Genomic DNA, 18,205 nt, shown 5'->3' with positions numbered 1-18,205 from the left:
TTGGCTCGGGCTGCACTGCCTGCGCTGCGGCGAGGGCTGCAGACGAGGCGCCAATCACACCGACCAAGGGCAACAGCAGGGACAACAGCGCACGCGTCATGCGGCGGATTGTGGCGTGGTGCGCCGTGTGTCCGGGCGGCACCGGGTGCGGCGACACAACAAAAAAGGCCACCCGAAGGTGGCCTTGCATGCTTGCGAGAGCGGGGACGCTCAGGCAGGACAGCTTACATGTCCATGCCCATGCCGCCCATGCCGCCCATGCCGCCGCCGGGCATCGAAGGCGCGTCGTCCTTCGGGGCTTCGGCGACCATGCATTCGGTGGTCAGCATCAGCGAAGCGACCGAAGCGGCGTTTTGCAGCGCGGTCCGGGTCACCTTGGTCGGGTCCAGGATGCCCATTTCGATCATGTCGCCATAGGTGTCGTTCGCGGCGTTGAAGCCGTGATTGCCACTGCCAGCCAACACGGCGTTGATCACCACGCTGGGTTCGCCACCGGCGTTCGACACGATTTCGCGCAGCGGGGCTTCGATCGCCTTCAGGATCAGCTTGATGCCGGCGTCCTGGTCAGCGTTGTCACCCTTGATGGTGCCTGCCGTCTGGCGGGCGCGCAGCAGGGCCACGCCGCCACCGGCGACGATGCCTTCTTCAACGGCGGCACGGGTCGCGTGCAGCGCGTCTTCCACGCGGGCCTTCTTTTCCTTCATCTCGACTTCGGTGGCAGCACCGACCTTGATGACGGCAACACCGCCGGCCAGCTTGGCCACGCGTTCTTGCAGCTTTTCACGGTCGTAGTCGCTCGAAGCTTCTTCGATCTGCACGCGCACTTGCTTGACGCGGGCTTCGATGTCGGCAGCGGCACCGGCACCATCGATGATGATGGTGTTTTCCTTGCCCACTTCGACGCGCTTGGCCTGGCCCAGGTCGGCCAGCGTGACCTTCTCGAGCGACAGGCCGACTTCTTCGGCGATGACCTTGCCACCGGTCAGGATGGCGATGTCTTCCAGCATGGCCTTGCGACGGTCGCCAAAGCCCGGGGCCTTGACGGCGACGACCTTCAGGATGCCGCGGATGGTGTTGACCACCAGGGTCGCCAGCGCTTCGCCATCGACTTCTTCAGCGATGATCAGCAGCGGACGGCCAGCCTTGGCCACTTGTTCCAGGGTCGGCAGCAGATCGCGGATGTTCGAGATCTTCTTGTCGAACAGCAGGACAAACGGGTTGTCCAGCAGTGCGGCTTGCTTTTCCGGGTTGTTGATGAAGTAGGGCGACAGGTAGCCGCGGTCGAACTGCATGCCTTCGACGACGTCGAGTTCGCTGTCCAGCGACTTGCCGTCTTCGACGGTGATGACGCCTTCCTTGCCGACCTTGTCCATCGCTTCAGCGATGATGCGGCCGACTTCGGAATCGCTGTTGGCCGAGATGGTGCCGACTTGCGCGATTTCCTTGGAGGTCGTGGTGGCCTTGGAGGCCGCCTTCAGCTGGGCGACCAGGGCGGTGACCGCCTTGTCGATGCCACGCTTCAGGTCCATCGGGTTCATGCCGGCGGCCACGTACTTCATGCCTTCGCGCACGATGGCTTGCGCCAGCACGGTGGCGGTGGTGGTGCCGTCACCGGCGTTGTCAGAAGTCTTGGAAGCAACTTCCTTGACCATCTGCGCGCCCATGTTCTGCAGCTTGTCCTTCAGCTCGATTTCCTTGGCCACCGAGACACCGTCCTTGGTGACGGTGGGGGCGCCGAAAGAGCGCTCCAGGACCACGTTGCGGCCCTTGGGGCCCAGCGTGACCTTGACCGCATTGGCCAGGATGTTCACGCCTTCAACCATGCGGGTGCGGGCGTCAGAGCCAAAGATCACGTCTTTTGCTGCCATTTGTATTCTCCGAATTCAGTTCAGTAAGAGGTGTGTGCAGAGGGAGAAGGATTACTTCTCGACGACGGCAAACAGGTCTTCTTCGCGCATGACCATCAGCTCTTCGCCGTCGACCTTGACCGACTGGCCAGAGTACTTGCCGAACAGCACGCGGTCACCGACCTTGACGTTCAGGACGATGAAGTCGCCCTTGTCGTTGCGCTTGCCCGGGCCAACGGCCAGGACTTCGCCTTGATCAGGCTTCTCGGCGGCGTTGTCAGGGATGACGATGCCGGAGGCGGTCTTGGTTTCTTGTTCCAGGCGCTTGACGATCACGCGATCGTGCAACGGACGAAGTTTCATGGCATCTCCTAAATGCAGTGGCTTTGAGCGAGGAAGGCAACACCGGCAAAGGGCGCTGCATCACATCAGGTGCTCAGGAACGCCGGCCAGGAAGGCCGGCGCCAGAACTGTTAGCACTCGACTTGGTTGAGTGCTAATCCCATTATAGGCACCGTCTGCCGGGTTTCAAGAGCAGGCGAGTGCCCGGGTGTGACGAAAACCGGCCTGAGGTCGGTGCGTGGCCGGCTCAGGGCTCCGGCTCTTCGCTGCTGGGCTTGGTCGGCACCCTGTAGCCTTCATTGGCCCAGGCGCCGAAATCATGGCCCTGGCAGCGGGCGCTGCAGAAGGGCCGGAAGGCGTTCGCAGGCGAATACAGCGTGCGCTCGCCGCAGGCCGGGCAGTTGACCTCGATGGCCTTGGCGGCAACGGAGGATGGGGGGCTGGATTTGGGCTGGTTCACGGCAGGCGCCGGCGGTGCTTGCAAGTGCAAGGGCGAGGCGGAAACGAATGACGAAGCGATGGGACTCAGGCGCAGAGCGAGAGTTCAAACGCGGTGTCCTGCGCGGCGGGGCGCAGGCGGCCCTCGGCGTCGGCCCGCATCAGCCGCACCGAGACCATCAGGCGGTGGCCGCTGATCTCTGGCACCAGGTCCACCCCGTCGTCCAGCCGCACTCGCAGCAGCTGGTAGGTGCGGCCCTGGGGCAGGGTTTGCTGGTACTGGCCGCCCTGGGCCACGACCTTGTGCGGCATGCCGGCGTCCCGCAGCAGGCCCAGCAACACGTGCAGCGCTTCGCCCAGCGGCCACAGGTGGCTGAGCCACTGGGCGAGGTCGGCGCGGCGTCGATCAGGGCTGTGCTGCTGCCAGGCGAAGTAGGCCGGCAGGTCGAACTCGCAAGTGCCACCAGGAATGCTGATGCGGCTGCGGATGCTCATCAGCCACTCGTTGGTGGTCAGCGCTTGCCCCGCCTTGCCCGCGAACTGGTTCAGGCCGTTGAAGGCATGGTCGATGCGAGCCACGACTTCGTCCAGCGCGGCTTCCGACACATGCGGGTTGCCGCGATAACTTTGCAGCTGCGCCTTGTGGCGCTCCAGTTCCTTGAGCAGGTCGGATTTCAGGTCGGCCCGCGAGGCCACGTCCATGATCTCGAACAGCGTGACCAGGGAGAAATGATGGTCGACCGCTTCGTCACGCGGCACCAGGGTGTTCAGTCGGCCGAACAGGTGTTCGAGCCGCAGCATCGTGCGGATGCTTTCGTTGAACGGGTATTCGTAGAGGACCAAAAGGCGCTTTCCGGGCGGTTGGCTGGCGGCGATTGTTTCACACCCCGGGCGCAGCGGCCGGACCGAAAAAACCTTGCTGCCAGAGTGCGTCCAGCTCGGCCTGCAATTGCGCCAGGCTCAGCCCGTCGTTGAGGATCACGGCATCGGCGATGGCGCGGCGCTCTGCCCGCGTGGCCTGCAGCGCGATCACGCGCTGCACCTCCTGCGCAGGCCAGCCGGAACGGGCCATGACGCGTCGGATTTGTGTCGCCTCGCTGCAGTCGATGACCAGCACCTTGTCCACCCGGCCACGCCAATGGGCCGACTCGGCCAGCAGCGGCACGTCGAACACCAGTGGCTGGCCAGGTTCTGCCTGCGCGGCCTGGCGTGCCGTCTCGGCCTGGATCAATGGGTGCAGGATGTGCTCAAGCGTCTGCTTGGCTTGCAGCGCTTCCGGGGCCTGGCCAAAGGCCAGCTGGCGCATGCGGGCGCGGTCCAATGCGCCATGTTCATCGACCATGTCGGCACCAAATGCCGCGGCGATGGCGGGCAGCGCAGCGCCTTGTGGCGCGGTCAACGCGCGCGAGATTGCATCGGTGTCGATGACCTTGGCGCCGCGGGCCGAAAGCAGCGCGGCAACGGTGCTCTTGCCGCTGCCGATGCCGCCGGTCAAGCCCACGCGCACAGCGCTCACTGGCGCACCCTGCGGCCTGCGGCCGGTCCCGCCGGGCGGGAATGAGACCCTTCGGGCGGCCGTGCGGGGCTCACTGCCCTATCCAACCCAATACCGTTTCGGTGCCCGCCAGCATCAGCACCAGTCCGCCACCGGCGAGGAACGGGCCGAACGGCACGTAGCGCCCTTCGCGCAAGGTGTCGCTGAGCTTCATGCCGATGCCGACCACCGCGCCGATCACCGAAGCCATCAGCACGATGGGCAGGATGGCTTTCCAGCCCAGCCAGGCCCCCAGCGCGGCCAGCAGCTTGAAGTCGCCGTGGCCCATGCCTTCCTTGCCTGTCGTCAGCTTGAACAGCCAGTACACCGACCACAGCGACAGGTAGCCCACGACGGCACCCCAGAGTGAGGTGCTGAGCGGCAGCGTCCACTCCAGCGCTGCGGCGCACAGACCGGCCCACAGCAGCGGCAGCGTCAGCGCGTCCGGCAGCAAGGTGGTGTCCCAGTCGATGGCAGTCAGCGCGACCAGCGTGGCGGCCACGCCGCACCAGGCCAGCGCCACCGGTTGCGGGCCCACGCGCCAGGCAATGCCGGCGAACAGCAGGCCGGTGGCCAGTTCCAGCAGCGGATAGCGCACCGAAATGCGGGTGCCGCATGCGGAGCAGCGGCCTCGCAGCCGCAACCAGCTCACCAGCGGAATGTTCTCGTGCCAGCGGATCCTGTGCTGGCAGGCCGGGCAGCGTGAGGCGGGCTTGGAAAGCGTCAACCGGCCGAGCTTGTCCAGTTCCTGCTCAAGCTCACCCGATGTGGCGGCGAGTGGCTTGGGCGCGCCCCGTCCAAAAGTCCGCTGGAAAGACTCGCTGTCGCTCAGCTGCTGGGCCACGTCCCGCCACCATTGCCGCTCCATCATGCGCGGCAGGCGGTGCGCCACCACGTTCAGGAAACTGCCAATGCAAAGGCCCAACGCGCCCAGCACCCAGGGCGACAACCAGATCGCCCACTCTCCGGTCTGCGCCATGCGTCAGACCACCTGACCGAGCTTGAAGATGGGCAAGTACATCGACACGACGATGCCGCCAATGATGGTGCCAAGGAACACGATGATGATGGGCTCCATCAAGGTTGACAGCCCCTTCACCATCTCGTCGACTTCTTCTTCGTAGAACTCCGCGGCGCGTGCAAGCATGTCGTCTAGCGCGCCCGATTCTTCGCCGATGCCAGCCATCTGCAACACCATGTTCGGGAACACGCCGGTTGCGGTCATGGCCGAAGTCAGTGCGGTGCCGGAGGCGACGTCACGCTGAATCGCTTCGGTGGCGATGGCATAGACCTTGTTGCCTGCGGTGCCGCCAACCGAGTCCAGCGCCTCCACCAACGGGACACCCGCACCAAACAATGTCGAAAGGGTCCGGGTCCATCGCGCGATGATGGATTTCCGAACCAGCTCACCGAAGACCGGCATGCGCAGGAACAGGCGGTCCATGAAAAACTGGATTCTTTCCGAACGCCGCCAGGTGCGCACGAACATGTAGCCGCCGCCGAAGATGCTGCCGAAAATGGCCCACCAATAGGAGACGAAAAACTTGCTCATGGCGATCACCAACAGCGTGGGCGTGGGCAAGTCGGCGCCGAAGTTCTTGAACACGTCCTCGAAGGCCGGGATCACGAAAATCATGATCACCGTGACCACGATGAAGGCGACCACCAGCACCGACATCGGGTAGATCAGCGCTGACTTGACCTTCTGCTTCAGTGCCAGCGTCTTTTCCTGGTAAAGCGCCAGACGACCGAGCAGCAATTCCAGAATACCGCCAGCTTCGCCGGCCTCGACCAGGTTGCAGTACAGGGCATCGAAGTATTTCGGATGCCGGCGGAACGCAGCAGACAGGCTGGTACCTGTCTCGATGTCCGCACGGATGTCCATCAGCAGCCGGGTCAGCGTGGCATTGGTGCTGCCGCGGGCGACGATGTCGAAGGCTTGCAGCAAGGGCACCCCGGCCTTCATCATCGTCGCCAACTGGCGCGTGAAGATGGCAATGTCCTTGGGCTTGATGCTCTTGCCGCCGGAACTGCGGCGCTTCTTCACCTTGGTGACCAGCACGCCTTGCCGGCGCAGGCTGGCACTCACGGCGGCTTCTCCGCCGGCGCGCAATTCCCCGCGCACGACCTTGCCGTTGCGGTCCTTGCCTTCCCATTCGAAGGTGAAATCCTTGGCGCTTCTTGCTGCCGCTGCTGTAGCCATAAAGCCTCCGGCCGCTCCCGACGGTGTGATCAGTTGTAGTCGACGCCCGCAACGCGGGTGGATTCTCAGGACCCTGGCTTCGCCCGGTGCAAACCGGTGTTGCCTTGATTGTTTCGCGTGCCGCTATTCGTTGGTCGCGGCGATGACTTCTTCCAGCGAGGTTGCGCCCAACCTGACCTTCAGCAAGCCGGACTGGCGCAAATCGCGCACCCCATCTTCGCGAGCCTGTATCGCCAGATCGTTGGCCGAACCATTGGCCAGGATCAGCCGCTGAATCGCGTCAGTGATCGGCATGGCCTGGTAAATGCCCAGACGACCACGATAGCCATTGTTGCAGGCAGAGCAGCCCACGGCGCGGTAAGGGCGCCAAGTGCCGTCGAGTTCGCTTTCGGTGAAGCCTGCACGCAACAGCGCCGGCCTGGGGTAGTCGGCAGGCGCCTTGCAGCTTTCGCACAAGCGGCGTACCAGGCGCTGGGCGGTGATCAGCAACAGGCTGGACGCGATGTTGAAAGGCGCCACGCCCATGTTCAACAACCGGGTCAAGGTGGACGGTGCGTCGTTGGTATGCAGCGTGGACAGCACCAAGTGGCCGGTCTGCGCGGCCTTGATCGCAATGTCCGCAGTGTCCAGGTCGCGGATTTCGCCGACCATGATCACGTCCGGATCCTGGCGCAGGAAGGACTTCAGTGCCGAGGCGAAGTTCAGGCCAGCCTTGTCGTTGACATTGACCTGATTGATGCCGGGCAGGTTGATTTCCGCCGGGTCTTCCACGGTCGAGATGTTCACGCCCGGCTGGTTCAGGATGTTCAGGCAGGTGTAGAGCGACACTGTCTTGCCCGAGCCGGTTGGCCCGGTCACCAGCACCATGCCATAGGGCCGGTGCACCGCGTGCATCAGCCGCTCCTTTTCCTCCGGTTCATAACCGAGCGCCTCGATGCCCATCTTCGCGCTGGAAGAGTCGAGAATACGGATGACGATCTTCTCGCCGAACAGTGTGGGCAGCGTGCTGACCCGGAAGTCGATTGACTTGCTGCCAAAGCGCAGCTTCATCCGGCCATCCTGCGGCACGCGCTTTTCCGAGATGTCCAGCCGTGAAATGACCTTGATGCGGGACGCCAGCTTTTCCTTGATCGCAATCGGTGGTTGCGTGATCTCGCGCAACTCGCCGTCCACCCGGAAGCGCACGCGGTAATGGAATTCGTAGGGCTCAAAGTGCAGGTCGGAAGCGCGGAGATTGATCGCGTCGATCAACATCTTCTGCAGGAAGCGCACGACGGGCGCATCTTCGACCTCCGCGACTGCCTCCGGCGACGGCGAAGCGCCGCCCACCTCTTCTTCAGTGACATCGAATTCGAAGTCGGCAGAAGCAATCGTCTCCAGCGCCTGATTGGCCGAGGTGGTCTGCCCGTCCACCAGCTTGATCAGCTTGTCGTATTCGACGACCACCCATTCAGGCGAAAGCTGGGTCGCAAACTTGATGCGCTCGCTGGCTTCCTGGTCGGTCGGGTCGGCGCAGGCAAGGAACAGGCGACTGCCGCGCTTGCCCAGCGGCAAGATCTTGTACTGGCCAATCAGCTTGCTGTCGATGAAGGACTTTGGCAGCTTTTGCGTGTCAACTGCGTCCAGATCCAGCAGAGGCGCTGCAAGAGCCTGGGACAGCGACTGCGCCAGTGCCAGTGGCGTCATCGTGTTGCTGCCGATCAGTTCAGCGATGAATGAAAGCTTCTTTTCCTTGGCGCTGCGAACCAGTTCCTCGGCTTTGGCTGGCTGAAGCTTGCCGCCATGGACCAGTACACGTGCCACTCCTGACAAGAAGGCTTTGGAGGCGTCGGCAACAGTATCCACGGCTGAACGGCAAGAGGGCTACAACAAGAATGGGCCGGGCATCAACGCCCTTTGGCACGGTACTGTATATCGGCGGCTTTGCTGGTCAATGCAGCGAGAAAACCGGGCTCCAGTGGTCACAAGTTGTGACTGAACGCACGCAGGCGGCGAAGCGCTGCAACGGCAATGTGGGTCGGCAACGGGAATTGCCTCTTCGAGAGGGGGCATGATGCGGGCGCTCAAATGCAAAAAGCGCAGAAAGCTTGAACTTCCTGCGCTTTGGCAATGATTCACAGTGATTTGGTCGGGGTGAGAGGATTCGAACCTCCGGCCTCTACGTCCCGAACGTAGCGCTCTACCAGGCTAAGCTACACCCCGAAATGACCTGCTGCCAAAGCATTCCCTGTTGGCATCCGGGTTCGCAGCGCTTGGCATGCTGACCCTGATCGCCTCGTGCATCTCTGGTGATGCCTGCAGTTTCTGCCTGGTTCGCTCAAGAAGAGCGCTCAACCGATCGAGCAGATAATTCTAGCAGCAAATTCAGCGAGTTGGAAAGAGGCAGGGAAGAAAGGCTCAGGCGGGCCGCTTCGGCTTCGGTGCGGGCGGCGTCGCGCGTGGCTTCCAGTGCGCCAGTGCGGTGCACGATGCCGATGATGTCTTGCAGCCGTTCGACCTCGCCCTGTTCGATGGCGTGGCGGATCAAGTCGCGTTCTGCGGCGGAGCCTCGGCTCATGGCGATCAGCAACGGCAGTGTGGGTTTGCCTTCGCGCAAGTCGTCGCCCACATTCTTGCCGAGTGCAGTGGTCGTGCCTTGGTAGTCCAGCAGGTCGTCGACCAGCTGGAAGGCCGTACCCAGCGAGCGCCCGTAGTCGGCGCAGGCTTCTTCGATCTCGCGGGGTGCCTGGGCAATCACGGCGCCCAGGCGCGCGCTGGCCTCGAACAGCTTGGCGGTCTTGTAGCGGATCACGCGCAGATAGTCTTCGATTGCAACGTCTGGCTCATGCATGTTCATCAGCTGCAGCACCTCGCCTTCGGCGATGACGTTGGTCGCATCGGCCAGCACGTCGAGCACACGCATGCTGTTCACCGAAACCATCATCTGGAAGGCGCGTGAGTACAGGAAGTCGCCTACCAGCACGCTGGCGGCATTGCCGAACACCGCATTGGCAGTGTCCCGGCCGCGCCGCAGCGAAGATTCATCGACCACATCGTCGTGCAGCAGCGTGGCGGTGTGGATGAACTCGACTGTGGCCGCCAGTTCGTATTTGTGTGGGCCCTTGTAGCCCAGGGCGTCCGCGAACAGCAGCACCAGTCGGGGGCGGATGCGCTTGCCGCCGGCGCCGATGATGTAGTGGGAAATCTGTTCGATCAGCGCGACGTCCGAGGACAGCCGCTGCCGGATTACCTCGTCGACTTGGCGCATGTCATCGGCCATCGGGTCGAAGTCGATGTTGGGGGTGGGCAGCGTCGTGGAGGAGGGCGACATGAGGCGGGGGAGCGAACCCGATGACGGCAAAACCCGTCGATTATAGGAAGCGACCGGCGCAGCGTTGGCGGCCTCTGCCATTCGCGTGTCGGGCCCTTGGCAGCTTGGTGCTCGCTATGCTATGATCCCAAGCTTCGCCTCGGAATGGTCCGTGGCGATTGATGAGATGCGTTTGGCGGGTGTGGCGCCTCCTGGATTTGAGGCCTGTTGAGTTAACGGGTCTGATGTTCAGGGCATGCCAACAGGTCTTGCGCACTTCAAGCAAAGGGCACATATGTACGCGGTCGTAAAAACCGGTGGCAAGCAATACAAGGTTGCAGCCGGCGAAAAGATCAAGGTAGAACAGATTGCTGCGGACGTTGGCCAGGAAATCGTGATTGACCAGGTTTTGGCTGTCGGTAGCGGCGCAGATCTGAAGGTCGGGACTCCCCTGGTGAGCGGTGCAACAGTGGTGGCAACCGTGGTGGCCCATGGCCGTCACGACAAGGTTCGCATCTTCAAGATGCGCCGCCGCAAGCACTACCAGAAGCATGGCGGTCATCGCCAGAACTACACCGAGCTGGAAATCAGCGCGGTCAACGGCTGATTCAGCGCCTCAACAGGAGTTCTGAACCATGGCACAGAAAAAAGGCGGCGGTTCCACCCGGAACGGCCGCGACTCTCAACCCAAGATGCTGGGTGTCAAGGCCTTCGGTGGCCAAGTCATCTCGGCGGGCTCGATCATCGTGCGCCAGCGTGGCACCAAGTTCCATGCCGGCACCAATGTCGCGATGGGCCGTGACCACACGCTGTTCGCATTGGTCGACGGTACCGTTTCGTTCGCCGTCAAGGGCGCGCTGAACCGGCACACCGTGATCATCACGCCGCTGTAATCGCGCCACAGCCTTCGCCTTGGTCTGCCTCTGGCTGGACCAAGCGTCCAAAGCCCCGGCTTGCCGGGGCTTTTGTCTTGATGGGCCGGCGCGGGCACAGTGCCCGACATCGCTGGCGGCGAACCCAAGACACTCGGGCCGGTTTCGGCCCTCCGATACCATCCGAACACCATGAAATTCGTTGACGAAGCCACCATCGACATCGCCGCGGGCAACGGCGGCGCGGGCTGCGCGAGTTTTCGGCGCGAGAAATTCATCCCCTTTGGTGGACCAGACGGTGGCAACGGCGGCAAGGGCGGCAGCGTCTATGCCGTGGCCGACCGCAACCTGAACACGCTGATCGACTACCGCTATGCCCGCCGCCACGAAGCGCGCAATGGCGAGGCCGGCCGTGGCGCAGACTGCTTTGGCGCTGCTGCGGACGACATCATGCTGCGCATGCCCGTCGGCACCATCATCACCGACGTCGAAACCGGCCGCGTGATGGCCGAGCTGATCGACCCCGAAGAGCCGGTGCTGCTGGCCAAGGGTGGCGATGGCGGCTTCGGCAACCTGCACTACAAGACTAGCACCAATCGCGCCCCGCGCCAGCACACGCCGGGCTGGCCGGGTGAAGGCTTCAAGGTCAAGCTGGAACTGCGCGTGCTGGCCGACGTGGGCCTGCTGGGCATGCCCAATGCCGGCAAGAGCACGCTGATCACGGCAGTGTCGAACGCCAGGCCAAAGATTGCCGACTATCCGTTCACCACCTTGCACCCGAACCTGGGCGTGGTGCGCGTCGGCCCCGAGAAGAGCTTCGTGGTAGCCGACATTCCGGGCCTGATCGAAGGTGCTTCCGAAGGTGCCGGCCTGGGTCATCTGTTCCTGCGCCACTTGCAGCGCACGCGTTTGCTGCTGCATGTGGTCGACCTGGCGCCGTTCGACGACGAGGTCGATCCGGTCAAGCAGGCCAAGGCCATCGTCGAAGAGCTGCGCAAGTACGACCAGGCGCTGCACGACAAGCCGCGCTGGCTGGTGCTCAACAAGCTGGACATGGTGCCCGAAGACGAGCGTGCCAAGCGCGTGAAGGATTTCGTCAAGCGCTACAAGTGGAAGGGCCCCGTGTTCGAGATCTCGGCGCTGGCCCGTGACGGCCTGCAGCCGTTGATCCACGCCATCTGGGAGCATGTGGCCGCCGAACAGGTCAAGCCGCCGCCTGAGCCCGATCCGCGTTTCGACGCCGCTGCCGACACGACCGCTGCCGACGAGTGACCCCGCGATGAGTGCAGCACTTCTGGGCGCGCGGCGCATCGTCGTCAAGGTTGGCTCCAGCCTGGTGACCAACGAAGGCCGGGGCGTGGATGCCGAGGCGGTCGGCAACTGGTGCCGACAGATGGCCGGCCTGGCGGCGCAGGGCTGCGAAGTGGTGATGGTCTCCAGCGGCGCGATTGCCGAAGGCATGAAACGCCTGGGCTGGACGACCCGACCCAAGGAACTGCCGGAGTTGCAGGCTGCCGCTGCCGTCGGCCAGATGGGCCTGGCGCAGATGTACGAGAGCAAGCTCTCCGAGCACGGCATGGGCAGCGCCCAGGTGCTGCTCACGCATGCCGACCTGGCGGACCGCGAACGTTACCTGAATGCCCGCTCGACCCTGCTGACCCTGCTGGGCCTGAAGGTGCTGCCGGTCATCAACGAAAACGACACCGTCGTCAATGACGAGATCAAGTTCGGCGACAACGACACGCTGGGCGCGCTGGTCGCCAACCTGGTGGAAGCCGATGCGCTGATCATCCTGACCGACCAGAAGGGCCTGTACTCGGCCGACCCGCGCAAGGACCCGGACGCCCGTTTCATCGACGTGGCAGAGGCGGGCGACCCGGCGCTGGAACGCATGGCCGGCGGCGCTGGTTCCAGCATCGGCCGCGGCGGCATGATCACCAAGGTGCTGGCCGCCAAGCGCGCCGCAGGCAGCGGTGCCAGCACCGTGATCGCATGGGGCCGTGAGCCTGACGTGTTGCTGCGCCTGATGGCGGGCGAGGCCATTGGCACCGCCTTGCTGGCAGGCACGCCCAAGCTGGCCGCCCGCAAGCAGTGGATGGCCGATCACCTGCAGATGCGGGGCGCCGTGGTGATAGACGATGGCGCGGTCATCAAACTGCGCGAGGAAGGCAAGAGCCTGTTGCCCATTGGCGTGGTCGAGGTGCAGGGCGAGTTCCACCGCGGGGATGTCATTGCGGTGCGCAGCTCCGCTGGTGGAGAGGTTGCGCGTGGACTGGCCAACTACTCCAGCGCCGAGGCCCGGCTGATTGCCCGCAAGCCCTCGTCGCAGATCGCGGGCTTGCTCGGCTATGTCGCCGAGCCCGAACTGATCCATCGCGACAATCTGGTGCTGAGCTGAGCGCTTGCCGCCTGGTCGGCGTGACTGAAGGCTGGGCGACTTACTCTGGCGCGCCCGGCGGCGACATCAGCGGCAGTGCAGGCCCCATGGCCTCGTCCATGACCCCGTCCGGCGGCCTGCGGCCATCCCGATGCGGGCGCATGCCACCGCGCAGGTAGCGATTCTGGTAGGCCATGCGCGGCATGAAGCGCGCCAGTTCGGTCAGCGCCATCTGGTAGACGCCGCGCTTGAATTCGATCACCACGTCCAGCGGCACCCAATAGTCGTTCCAGCGCCAGGCGTCGAATTCCGGATGGTTGGTCGCGCGCAGGTTCATGTCGCTGTCGCGGCCCATCAGGCGCAACAGGAACCAGATCTGCTTTTGCCCCTTGTAGTGGCCGCGTGCATCCTTGCGGATGAAATGATCGGGCACGTCATAGCGCAGCCAATCGCGGGTGCGCGCCAGAATTTCCACGTGATCGGGAAGCAAACCGACTTCCTCGTGCAACTCGCGGAACATCGCCTGCTCAGGCGACTCGCCATACTTGATGCCCCCTTGCGGGAACTGCCAGGAGTGGGTGCGCAGCCGCTTGCCCCAAAACACCTGGTTGCGGGCGTTGAGCAGGATGATGCCGACGTTGGGCCTGTAGCCTTCCCGGTCGAGCATAATCGAACCCCAAATTTTGAACTGAAATCAATATAGCACCCACGGGGCTCCCCGCCCAGGCTCTCGCTAACCCGGAGCTTGCGCCGGGCGCCTCTGCAGGCTGTAACGTCGCGCCCATGAAAGCCTCCCAGTTCTTCATCTCCACCCTCAAAGAGGCTCCTGCAGACGCCGAAGTCGTGAGCCATCAGCTGATGATGCGCGCTGGCATGATCAAGCGCCTCGGCGCCGGCATCTACAACTACATGCCCATGGGCCTGCGGGTGATCCGCAAGGTCGAGGGCATCATTCGCGAAGAGATGAACCGTGCTGGCGCGGTTGAATTGCTGATGCCTGTGGTGCAGCCGGCCGAGCTGTGGCAGGAGACCGGCCGCTTCGACAAGATGGGCCCGGAACTGATGCGGGTGAAGGACCGGCATGACCGCGACTTCATCATCCAGCCGACCTCCGAAGAGGTGGTGACCGACATCGCCCGCCAGGAACTGCGCAGCTACAAGCAGTTGCCCAGGAATTTCTATCACATCCAGACGAAATTCCGCGACGAGCGCCGGCCGCGCTTTGGCGTGATGCGTGGCCGCGAGTTCACGATGAAGGACGCGTATTCCTTCGACCGTGACGAAGCCGGCGCGACCAGGAGCTACGAAGCCATGTTCGCCGCCTACAAGCGCATCTTCGACCGCTTTGGCCTCGAATACCGCGCCGTTGCGGCCGACACGGGCGCCATCGGCGGCGACCTGTCGCACGAATTCCAGGTGATTGCCGAGACCGGCGAAGATGCCATCGTCTACTGCCCGACCAGCGACTACGCCGCCAACATCGAACTGGCCGAAGGCGTGGCTTTGCTGTCCGTGCGCGCTGCCGCAGGTGCCGTCATGGCCAAGACGTCCACGCCTGGCAAGAGTACCTGTGCCGACGTGGCCGCGCTGCTGGGCTTGCCACTGGCGCAGACCGTCAAGTCACTGGTGCTGGCGACCGACGAACTGGACGAGCACGGCGACGTCAAGAAGACCACGGTCTGGCTGCTGCTGCTGCGCGGTGACCATGACATGAACGAAGTCAAGGCCGGCAAGGTCGAGGGCCTGAAAGGCGGTTTCCGCTTCGCGACCCTGGCCGAGATCGAGGAACACTTCGGCTGCAAGCCCGGTTACCTGGGGCCTGTCGGACTGAGGAAGCCGGTCAAAGTGATTGCCGACCGCACGGTGGCCAACATGGCCGACTTCGTCTGCGGTGCCAACGAACCCGACTTCCACCTCACCGGCGTCAACTGGGGCCGCGACCTGCCCGAGCCGGACGCTGTGGTCGACATCCGCAACGTCGTCGAAGGTGATCCTTCGCCGGACGGCAAGGGCGTGCTGGCAATCCAGCGCGGCATCGAGGTTGGCCACGTATTCTTCCTTGGCACCAAGTATTCCAAGGCGATGAACGCCAACTACCTGGACGAAACCGGCAAGCCGCAGCTGATGCAGATGGGCTGCTACGGCATTGGCGTGACCCGCATCCTCGGCGCGGCCATCGAGCAGAACCACGATGCCCGCGGCATCATCTGGCCGATCAGCATCGCGCCGTTCCAGGTCGTGCTCTGCCCCATCGGGTATGACCGCTCGGCCGACGTGAAGGTCGCGGCCGACGCGCTGCACGACGAACTGGCCGCCGCCGGCATCGACGTGCTGCTGGACGACCGCGGCGAGCGCCCCGGCGCGATGTTCGCCGACTGGGAGCTGATTGGTGTGCCCTTGCGCGTGGTGCTGTCAGATCGCGGGCTCAAGGAAGGCCTGCTCGAAATGCAGGGCCGGCGCGAGGCCGAGGCGCAGAAAATCGCCGTGGCCGAAGTGGGTGCCGTCGTGAAGGCGCGCCTGTCGGCATGAGCGCTGTTGGGGCAGGGCGGTCCGTCAGCCGGCGGGCCTGCCTGGCAGCCGGTGGTGCTGCGTTGCTCGCGCCCTGGGCCGCACCGGCCTGGGCTGGCAAACAAGCCGAGGAACCGCTGATCGACTCGGTGCGCAGCGCGCTGTCGTCTGCCATTGCCAACAAGGCGCCGCCCAAGCCCAGCTTTGCCAACTTCGATGACCGCCTGGTCTACCTGCGCTGGCTGGGCACCAACAGCGACCGGCTGAAGAAGCGCAAGTCCGAGGACCAGACGCGCATCGAGTTCCTCGAAACCATCTGGTACGAGGCCAAGCGGGCTGGGCTGGAGCCTTCTCTGGTGCTGGGTCTGGTGCAGGTGGAAAGCGGCTTTCGCAAGTACGCCATCAGCGTGGCCGGCGCGCGCGGCTACATGCAGGTCATGCCTTTCTGGTCCCGGCTGATCGGCGACGGTGACGCTTCGCGCCTGTTCCACATGCAGACCAACCTGCGCTTTGGCTGCGTCATCCTGCGCCACTACCTGGACCGCGAGCAGGGCGACCTGTTCCTCGCGCTGGGCCGCTACAACGGCAGCCGTGGCCAGCCCGAGTATCCGAACATGGTGTTCGGCGCCCGCAAGCAGTGGGTCGTCACCTGAGCTCCGGCCCAGGTTCAGAGGCCGTTCCAGTTCCTGGGCGTGGCATTGCCAACGCCGAGCAGCGCGATCACCCGCTCCACCGTGTCGTCCACCATTTCCGCGATCGACTGTGGCCGGTGGTAGAACGCCGGCAGCGGTGGGAACACGATGGCGCCCATTTCGGTCACTGCCGTCATGTTGCGCAAGTGGGCCAGGTTGAACGGCGTTTCGCGCACCATCAGCAGCAGCCGGCGGCGTTCCTTCAGCGTCACGTCGGCCGCGCGGGTCAGCAGGTTGTCGCCAAAACCGTGGGCCACGGAAGCCAGCGTCCTCATCGAGCAGGGCGCAATCACCATCGCGTCCACCGGGTGGCTGCCGCTGGCAATGCAGGCACCGATGTCGCCCAGCGGATGCGCCTCGTCCGCCAGGGCTTCCAGGGCGTTTCGGTCCAGGTCCAGCTCGTGGTGCGCGTTCAGCACACCGGCCGAGGTCACGACCAGGTGCGTGCGTGCACCCAGCGTGCGCAATCGCTGCAGCAGCCGCACGCCGTAGATCGCGCCCGAAGCGCCGGTGATGCCCACGACGATGCGCGGGACCACCGTGGCGGCCGGCTCGGCCAGCGTCACGCGGCTTCGATCATCGGCTGCAGTTCGCCGGACTGGTACATCTCCATCATGATGTCCGAGCCGCCGACGAATTCGCCGTTCACGTACAGCTGCGGAATCGTTGGCCAGTTGGCGTAATCCTTGATGCCCTGGCGGATCGCGTCGTCCTCCAGCACGTTGACCGTCGTCAGGTCACCCGCGCCGCAGGCTTTCAGGATCTGGATGGCGCGGCCGGAGAAGCCGCACATCGGGAACTGGGCCGTGCCCTTCATGAACAAGACCACCTTGTGGTTCTTGACGAGTTGGTCGATGCGTTGCTGAACGTCGCTCATGGCTGTGCTTTCGGGAAATATCGGGGGCGAATGTCGGGGCGGGAATAGGGTCGATGCCACCATCCAGCTTTATACGACAAGCCGGCAGGCAGGCGCAGCACAGGCTGGCGATGGCCTGACGTGGCGCCCTGGTAAAAGGCAACCATCCACGCCGGTGCCTGCGTGGTGTGATCGCGCGTGCGGGCCGGGGTTCCGGCCCGTGGCCGAATGGCAGCAGAAAGTTCAGAACGAGTAGGACAGCTGAACCTGCAGCACCGGCGCCAGCTGGTAGGGCCTGCTGGGGTCGTCCAGCCCGCTGTTGGGGTTGCCGGACAGCAAGCGGCGCGAGCCACCTGCATTGCGGGTGGCCAGCAAGCCCAGGTCGGCGCTCAGGCCGAGGCCGGAGCGGGCCCACCAGGCCGTGTAGCCCATGCCCAGGTAGGGCGTGGCGGTGGTGTCCAACGCGCTTTCGCTGGCTTGGCTGCTGCCGCCGAATGTGGCGCGGCTCATCAGCAGGCTGCCTGAACCGTAGGCGCCGGGCGCTCCCAAGGCCACCGAAGGCGAGCCGAACAGCAAGGCACCAGTGGCCCGCAGGCCGCCGCCGTCACCAATGCGGCCAATGTCGAAATAACGGTCGCCCGCCAGGCTGGCGCCCAGCGACAGGCGGCTGTCGAGCATGTTGGGTGCCGGGCCCAGCGGCTGGGCGCCAATGGACAGCCGGGTTTGCCACTGCGGCCAGGCAGCGCTGTCGCCGTTCAGGCGCAATCCGTCGCCCACGGTCGCGGCCGACGCCGCCGACGCCGCCGATGCGGCCAGCGTGGCTGCGCCCATCACGCCGGCCAGCAAGGCATGGCGAAATGTCTGGCGCGCGGAAAAGCGGCTGTCGACGGTGTGCATACGGCCCCCGGTGGTGTTGTCGCGCCTCGCCCGGTGGCTTCCGGATCTGCGCGTCCCAATGCAAAAGATGCTACTCCTTTGCCTATATTCAATGCCCGAAAAAAGGCGGGTTTTGCCGCTGTTGTGCGGACTGCACCACGCTATGGCGTGCCAGCTGGCTGACCGGTGGCTGGCCGCCGACCGCCGGTGCAGCGGCCGTGGCCGGCCAGGTCGTGCCGCGTCTGGATCTGGGCAAAACCGGCGCCTTGCAGCAGCGCCTGTACCGCCTCGGCCTGGTCCCAGCCGTGCTCGATCAGCAGCCACGCGCCGGGGCGAAGCTGCGGCGGCGCGTCAGCCACCAGCGAGCGGAT

General features: G+C 64.4%; 19 protein-coding genes, 1 tRNA gene and 1 pseudogene. 6 read left to right on the top strand and 15 right to left on the bottom strand.

Annotated elements, in window-relative coordinates; all coding sequences use genetic code 11:
• Positions 1-224: 224 nt before the first annotated feature.
• The 10 genes from groL to FKP22_RS04810 form a co-directional block, all read right to left on the bottom strand.
• Positions 225-1,868: a chaperonin GroEL gene (gene groL, locus FKP22_RS04855; RefSeq protein ID WP_141285722.1), complete on the bottom strand. Its 1,644-nt coding sequence runs from the start codon at positions 1,866-1,868 to the stop codon at positions 225-227.
• Positions 1,869-1,919: 51 nt separating this feature from the next.
• Complete coding sequence (gene groES, locus FKP22_RS04850) at positions 1,920-2,210, bottom strand: co-chaperone GroES (protein ID WP_141285720.1); 291 nt, start codon at positions 2,208-2,210, stop codon at positions 1,920-1,922.
• A gap of 226 nt (positions 2,211-2,436) precedes the next feature.
• A complete protein-coding gene (locus FKP22_RS04845) occupies positions 2,437-2,649 on the bottom strand; it encodes a DNA gyrase inhibitor YacG (RefSeq protein WP_170200753.1) in 213 nt (70 codons plus the stop codon).
• 65 nt (positions 2,650-2,714) lie between these two features.
• Positions 2,715-3,470, bottom strand: a complete 756-nt coding sequence (zapD, locus tag FKP22_RS04840) for a cell division protein ZapD (RefSeq protein ID WP_141285718.1) — start codon at positions 3,468-3,470, stop codon at positions 2,715-2,717.
• A gap of 37 nt (positions 3,471-3,507) precedes the next feature.
• Entirely contained in the window at positions 3,508-4,143 is a 636-nt protein-coding gene (coaE, locus tag FKP22_RS04835; protein ID WP_141285716.1) for a dephospho-CoA kinase, read from the bottom strand.
• A 70-nt stretch (positions 4,144-4,213) separates the two neighbouring features.
• Positions 4,214-5,140 carry a prepilin peptidase gene (locus tag FKP22_RS04830; RefSeq protein ID WP_141285714.1) on the bottom strand — a complete coding sequence of 309 codons (927 nt, stop codon included), beginning with the start codon at positions 5,138-5,140 and terminating at the stop codon, positions 4,214-4,216.
• Positions 5,141-5,143: 3 nt separating this feature from the next.
• On the bottom strand, positions 5,144-6,364 hold the full coding sequence (locus tag FKP22_RS04825; RefSeq protein ID WP_141285712.1) for a type II secretion system F family protein: 1,221 nt from the start codon (positions 6,362-6,364) through the stop codon (positions 5,144-5,146).
• A 123-nt stretch (positions 6,365-6,487) separates the two neighbouring features.
• Positions 6,488-8,209: a type IV-A pilus assembly ATPase PilB gene (pilB, locus tag FKP22_RS04820; RefSeq protein WP_141285710.1), complete on the bottom strand. Its 1,722-nt coding sequence runs from the start codon at positions 8,207-8,209 to the stop codon at positions 6,488-6,490.
• 280 nt (positions 8,210-8,489) lie between these two features.
• Positions 8,490-8,566: transfer RNA gene (locus FKP22_RS04815), tRNA-Pro, on the bottom strand.
• 115 nt (positions 8,567-8,681) lie between these two features.
• Complete coding sequence (locus tag FKP22_RS04810) at positions 8,682-9,674, bottom strand: polyprenyl synthetase family protein (protein ID WP_233446804.1); 993 nt, start codon at positions 9,672-9,674, stop codon at positions 8,682-8,684.
• Between the two features lie 274 nt (positions 9,675-9,948).
• Between FKP22_RS04810 and rplU the strand changes: the two genes are divergently transcribed.
• The 4 genes from rplU to proB all read left to right on the top strand — a co-directional run bounded on the left by rplU (position 9,949) and on the right by proB (position 12,923).
• Positions 9,949-10,260 carry a 50S ribosomal protein L21 gene (gene rplU, locus FKP22_RS04805; protein ID WP_141285708.1) on the top strand — a complete coding sequence of 104 codons (312 nt, stop codon included), beginning with the start codon at positions 9,949-9,951 and terminating at the stop codon, positions 10,258-10,260.
• A 28-nt stretch (positions 10,261-10,288) separates the two neighbouring features.
• A complete protein-coding gene (gene rpmA / locus FKP22_RS04800; protein ID WP_141285706.1) occupies positions 10,289-10,546 on the top strand; it encodes a 50S ribosomal protein L27 in 258 nt (85 codons plus the stop codon).
• Between the two features lie 171 nt (positions 10,547-10,717).
• Positions 10,718-11,797, top strand: a complete 1,080-nt coding sequence (gene cgtA, locus FKP22_RS04795) for an Obg family GTPase CgtA (protein ID WP_141285704.1) — start codon at positions 10,718-10,720, stop codon at positions 11,795-11,797.
• 7 nt (positions 11,798-11,804) lie between these two features.
• Positions 11,805-12,923, top strand: a complete 1,119-nt coding sequence (proB, locus tag FKP22_RS04790) for a glutamate 5-kinase (RefSeq protein WP_141285702.1) — start codon at positions 11,805-11,807, stop codon at positions 12,921-12,923.
• Positions 12,924-12,963: 40 nt separating this feature from the next.
• Here proB and FKP22_RS04785 read toward each other — a convergent pair whose 3' ends face one another.
• Positions 12,964-13,569 carry an RNA pyrophosphohydrolase gene (locus tag FKP22_RS04785; protein ID WP_141285700.1) on the bottom strand — a complete coding sequence of 202 codons (606 nt, stop codon included), beginning with the start codon at positions 13,567-13,569 and terminating at the stop codon, positions 12,964-12,966.
• Positions 13,570-13,685: 116 nt separating this feature from the next.
• Between FKP22_RS04785 and FKP22_RS04780 the strand changes: the two genes are divergently transcribed.
• Together FKP22_RS04780 and FKP22_RS04775 are read left to right on the top strand one after the other, a co-directional pair.
• The gene (locus FKP22_RS04780; RefSeq protein WP_141285698.1) at positions 13,686-15,431 is read left to right on the top strand and encodes a proline--tRNA ligase; all 1,746 of its coding nucleotides are present in this window, start codon (positions 13,686-13,688) and stop codon (positions 15,429-15,431) included.
• Positions 15,428-16,063 (top strand): lytic transglycosylase domain-containing protein, encoded by a 636-nt coding sequence (locus tag FKP22_RS04775; protein ID WP_141285696.1) that lies wholly within the window; start codon positions 15,428-15,430, stop codon positions 16,061-16,063. Before FKP22_RS04780 ends, FKP22_RS04775 begins: the two co-directional genes overlap by 4 nt.
• A 14-nt stretch (positions 16,064-16,077) precedes the next feature.
• Here FKP22_RS04775 and FKP22_RS04770 read toward each other — a convergent pair whose 3' ends face one another.
• The 4 genes and pseudogenes from FKP22_RS04770 to FKP22_RS04755 form a co-directional block, all read right to left on the bottom strand.
• Positions 16,078-16,668 (bottom strand): UbiX family flavin prenyltransferase, encoded by a 591-nt coding sequence (locus FKP22_RS04770; protein ID WP_231010208.1) that lies wholly within the window; start codon positions 16,666-16,668, stop codon positions 16,078-16,080.
• Positions 16,665-16,979, bottom strand: a complete 315-nt coding sequence (grxD, locus tag FKP22_RS04765; RefSeq protein WP_141285694.1) for a Grx4 family monothiol glutaredoxin — start codon at positions 16,977-16,979, stop codon at positions 16,665-16,667. Before grxD ends, FKP22_RS04770 begins: the two co-directional genes overlap by 4 nt.
• A gap of 222 nt (positions 16,980-17,201) precedes the next feature.
• The gene (locus tag FKP22_RS04760) at positions 17,202-17,855 is read right to left on the bottom strand and encodes a hypothetical protein (protein ID WP_141285692.1); all 654 of its coding nucleotides are present in this window, start codon (positions 17,853-17,855) and stop codon (positions 17,202-17,204) included.
• Between the two features lie 140 nt (positions 17,856-17,995).
• Positions 17,996-18,205 (bottom strand): annotated as a pseudogene (locus FKP22_RS04755) (peptide chain release factor N(5)-glutamine methyltransferase); the annotation flags it as partial.

Origin of the sequence: Ideonella azotifigens (assembly GCF_006519715.1) — a bacterium.
GTDB lineage: Bacteria > Pseudomonadota > Gammaproteobacteria > Burkholderiales > Burkholderiaceae_C > Ideonella > Ideonella azotifigens.
This window is presented reverse-complemented; position numbering and strand designations above follow the sequence as displayed.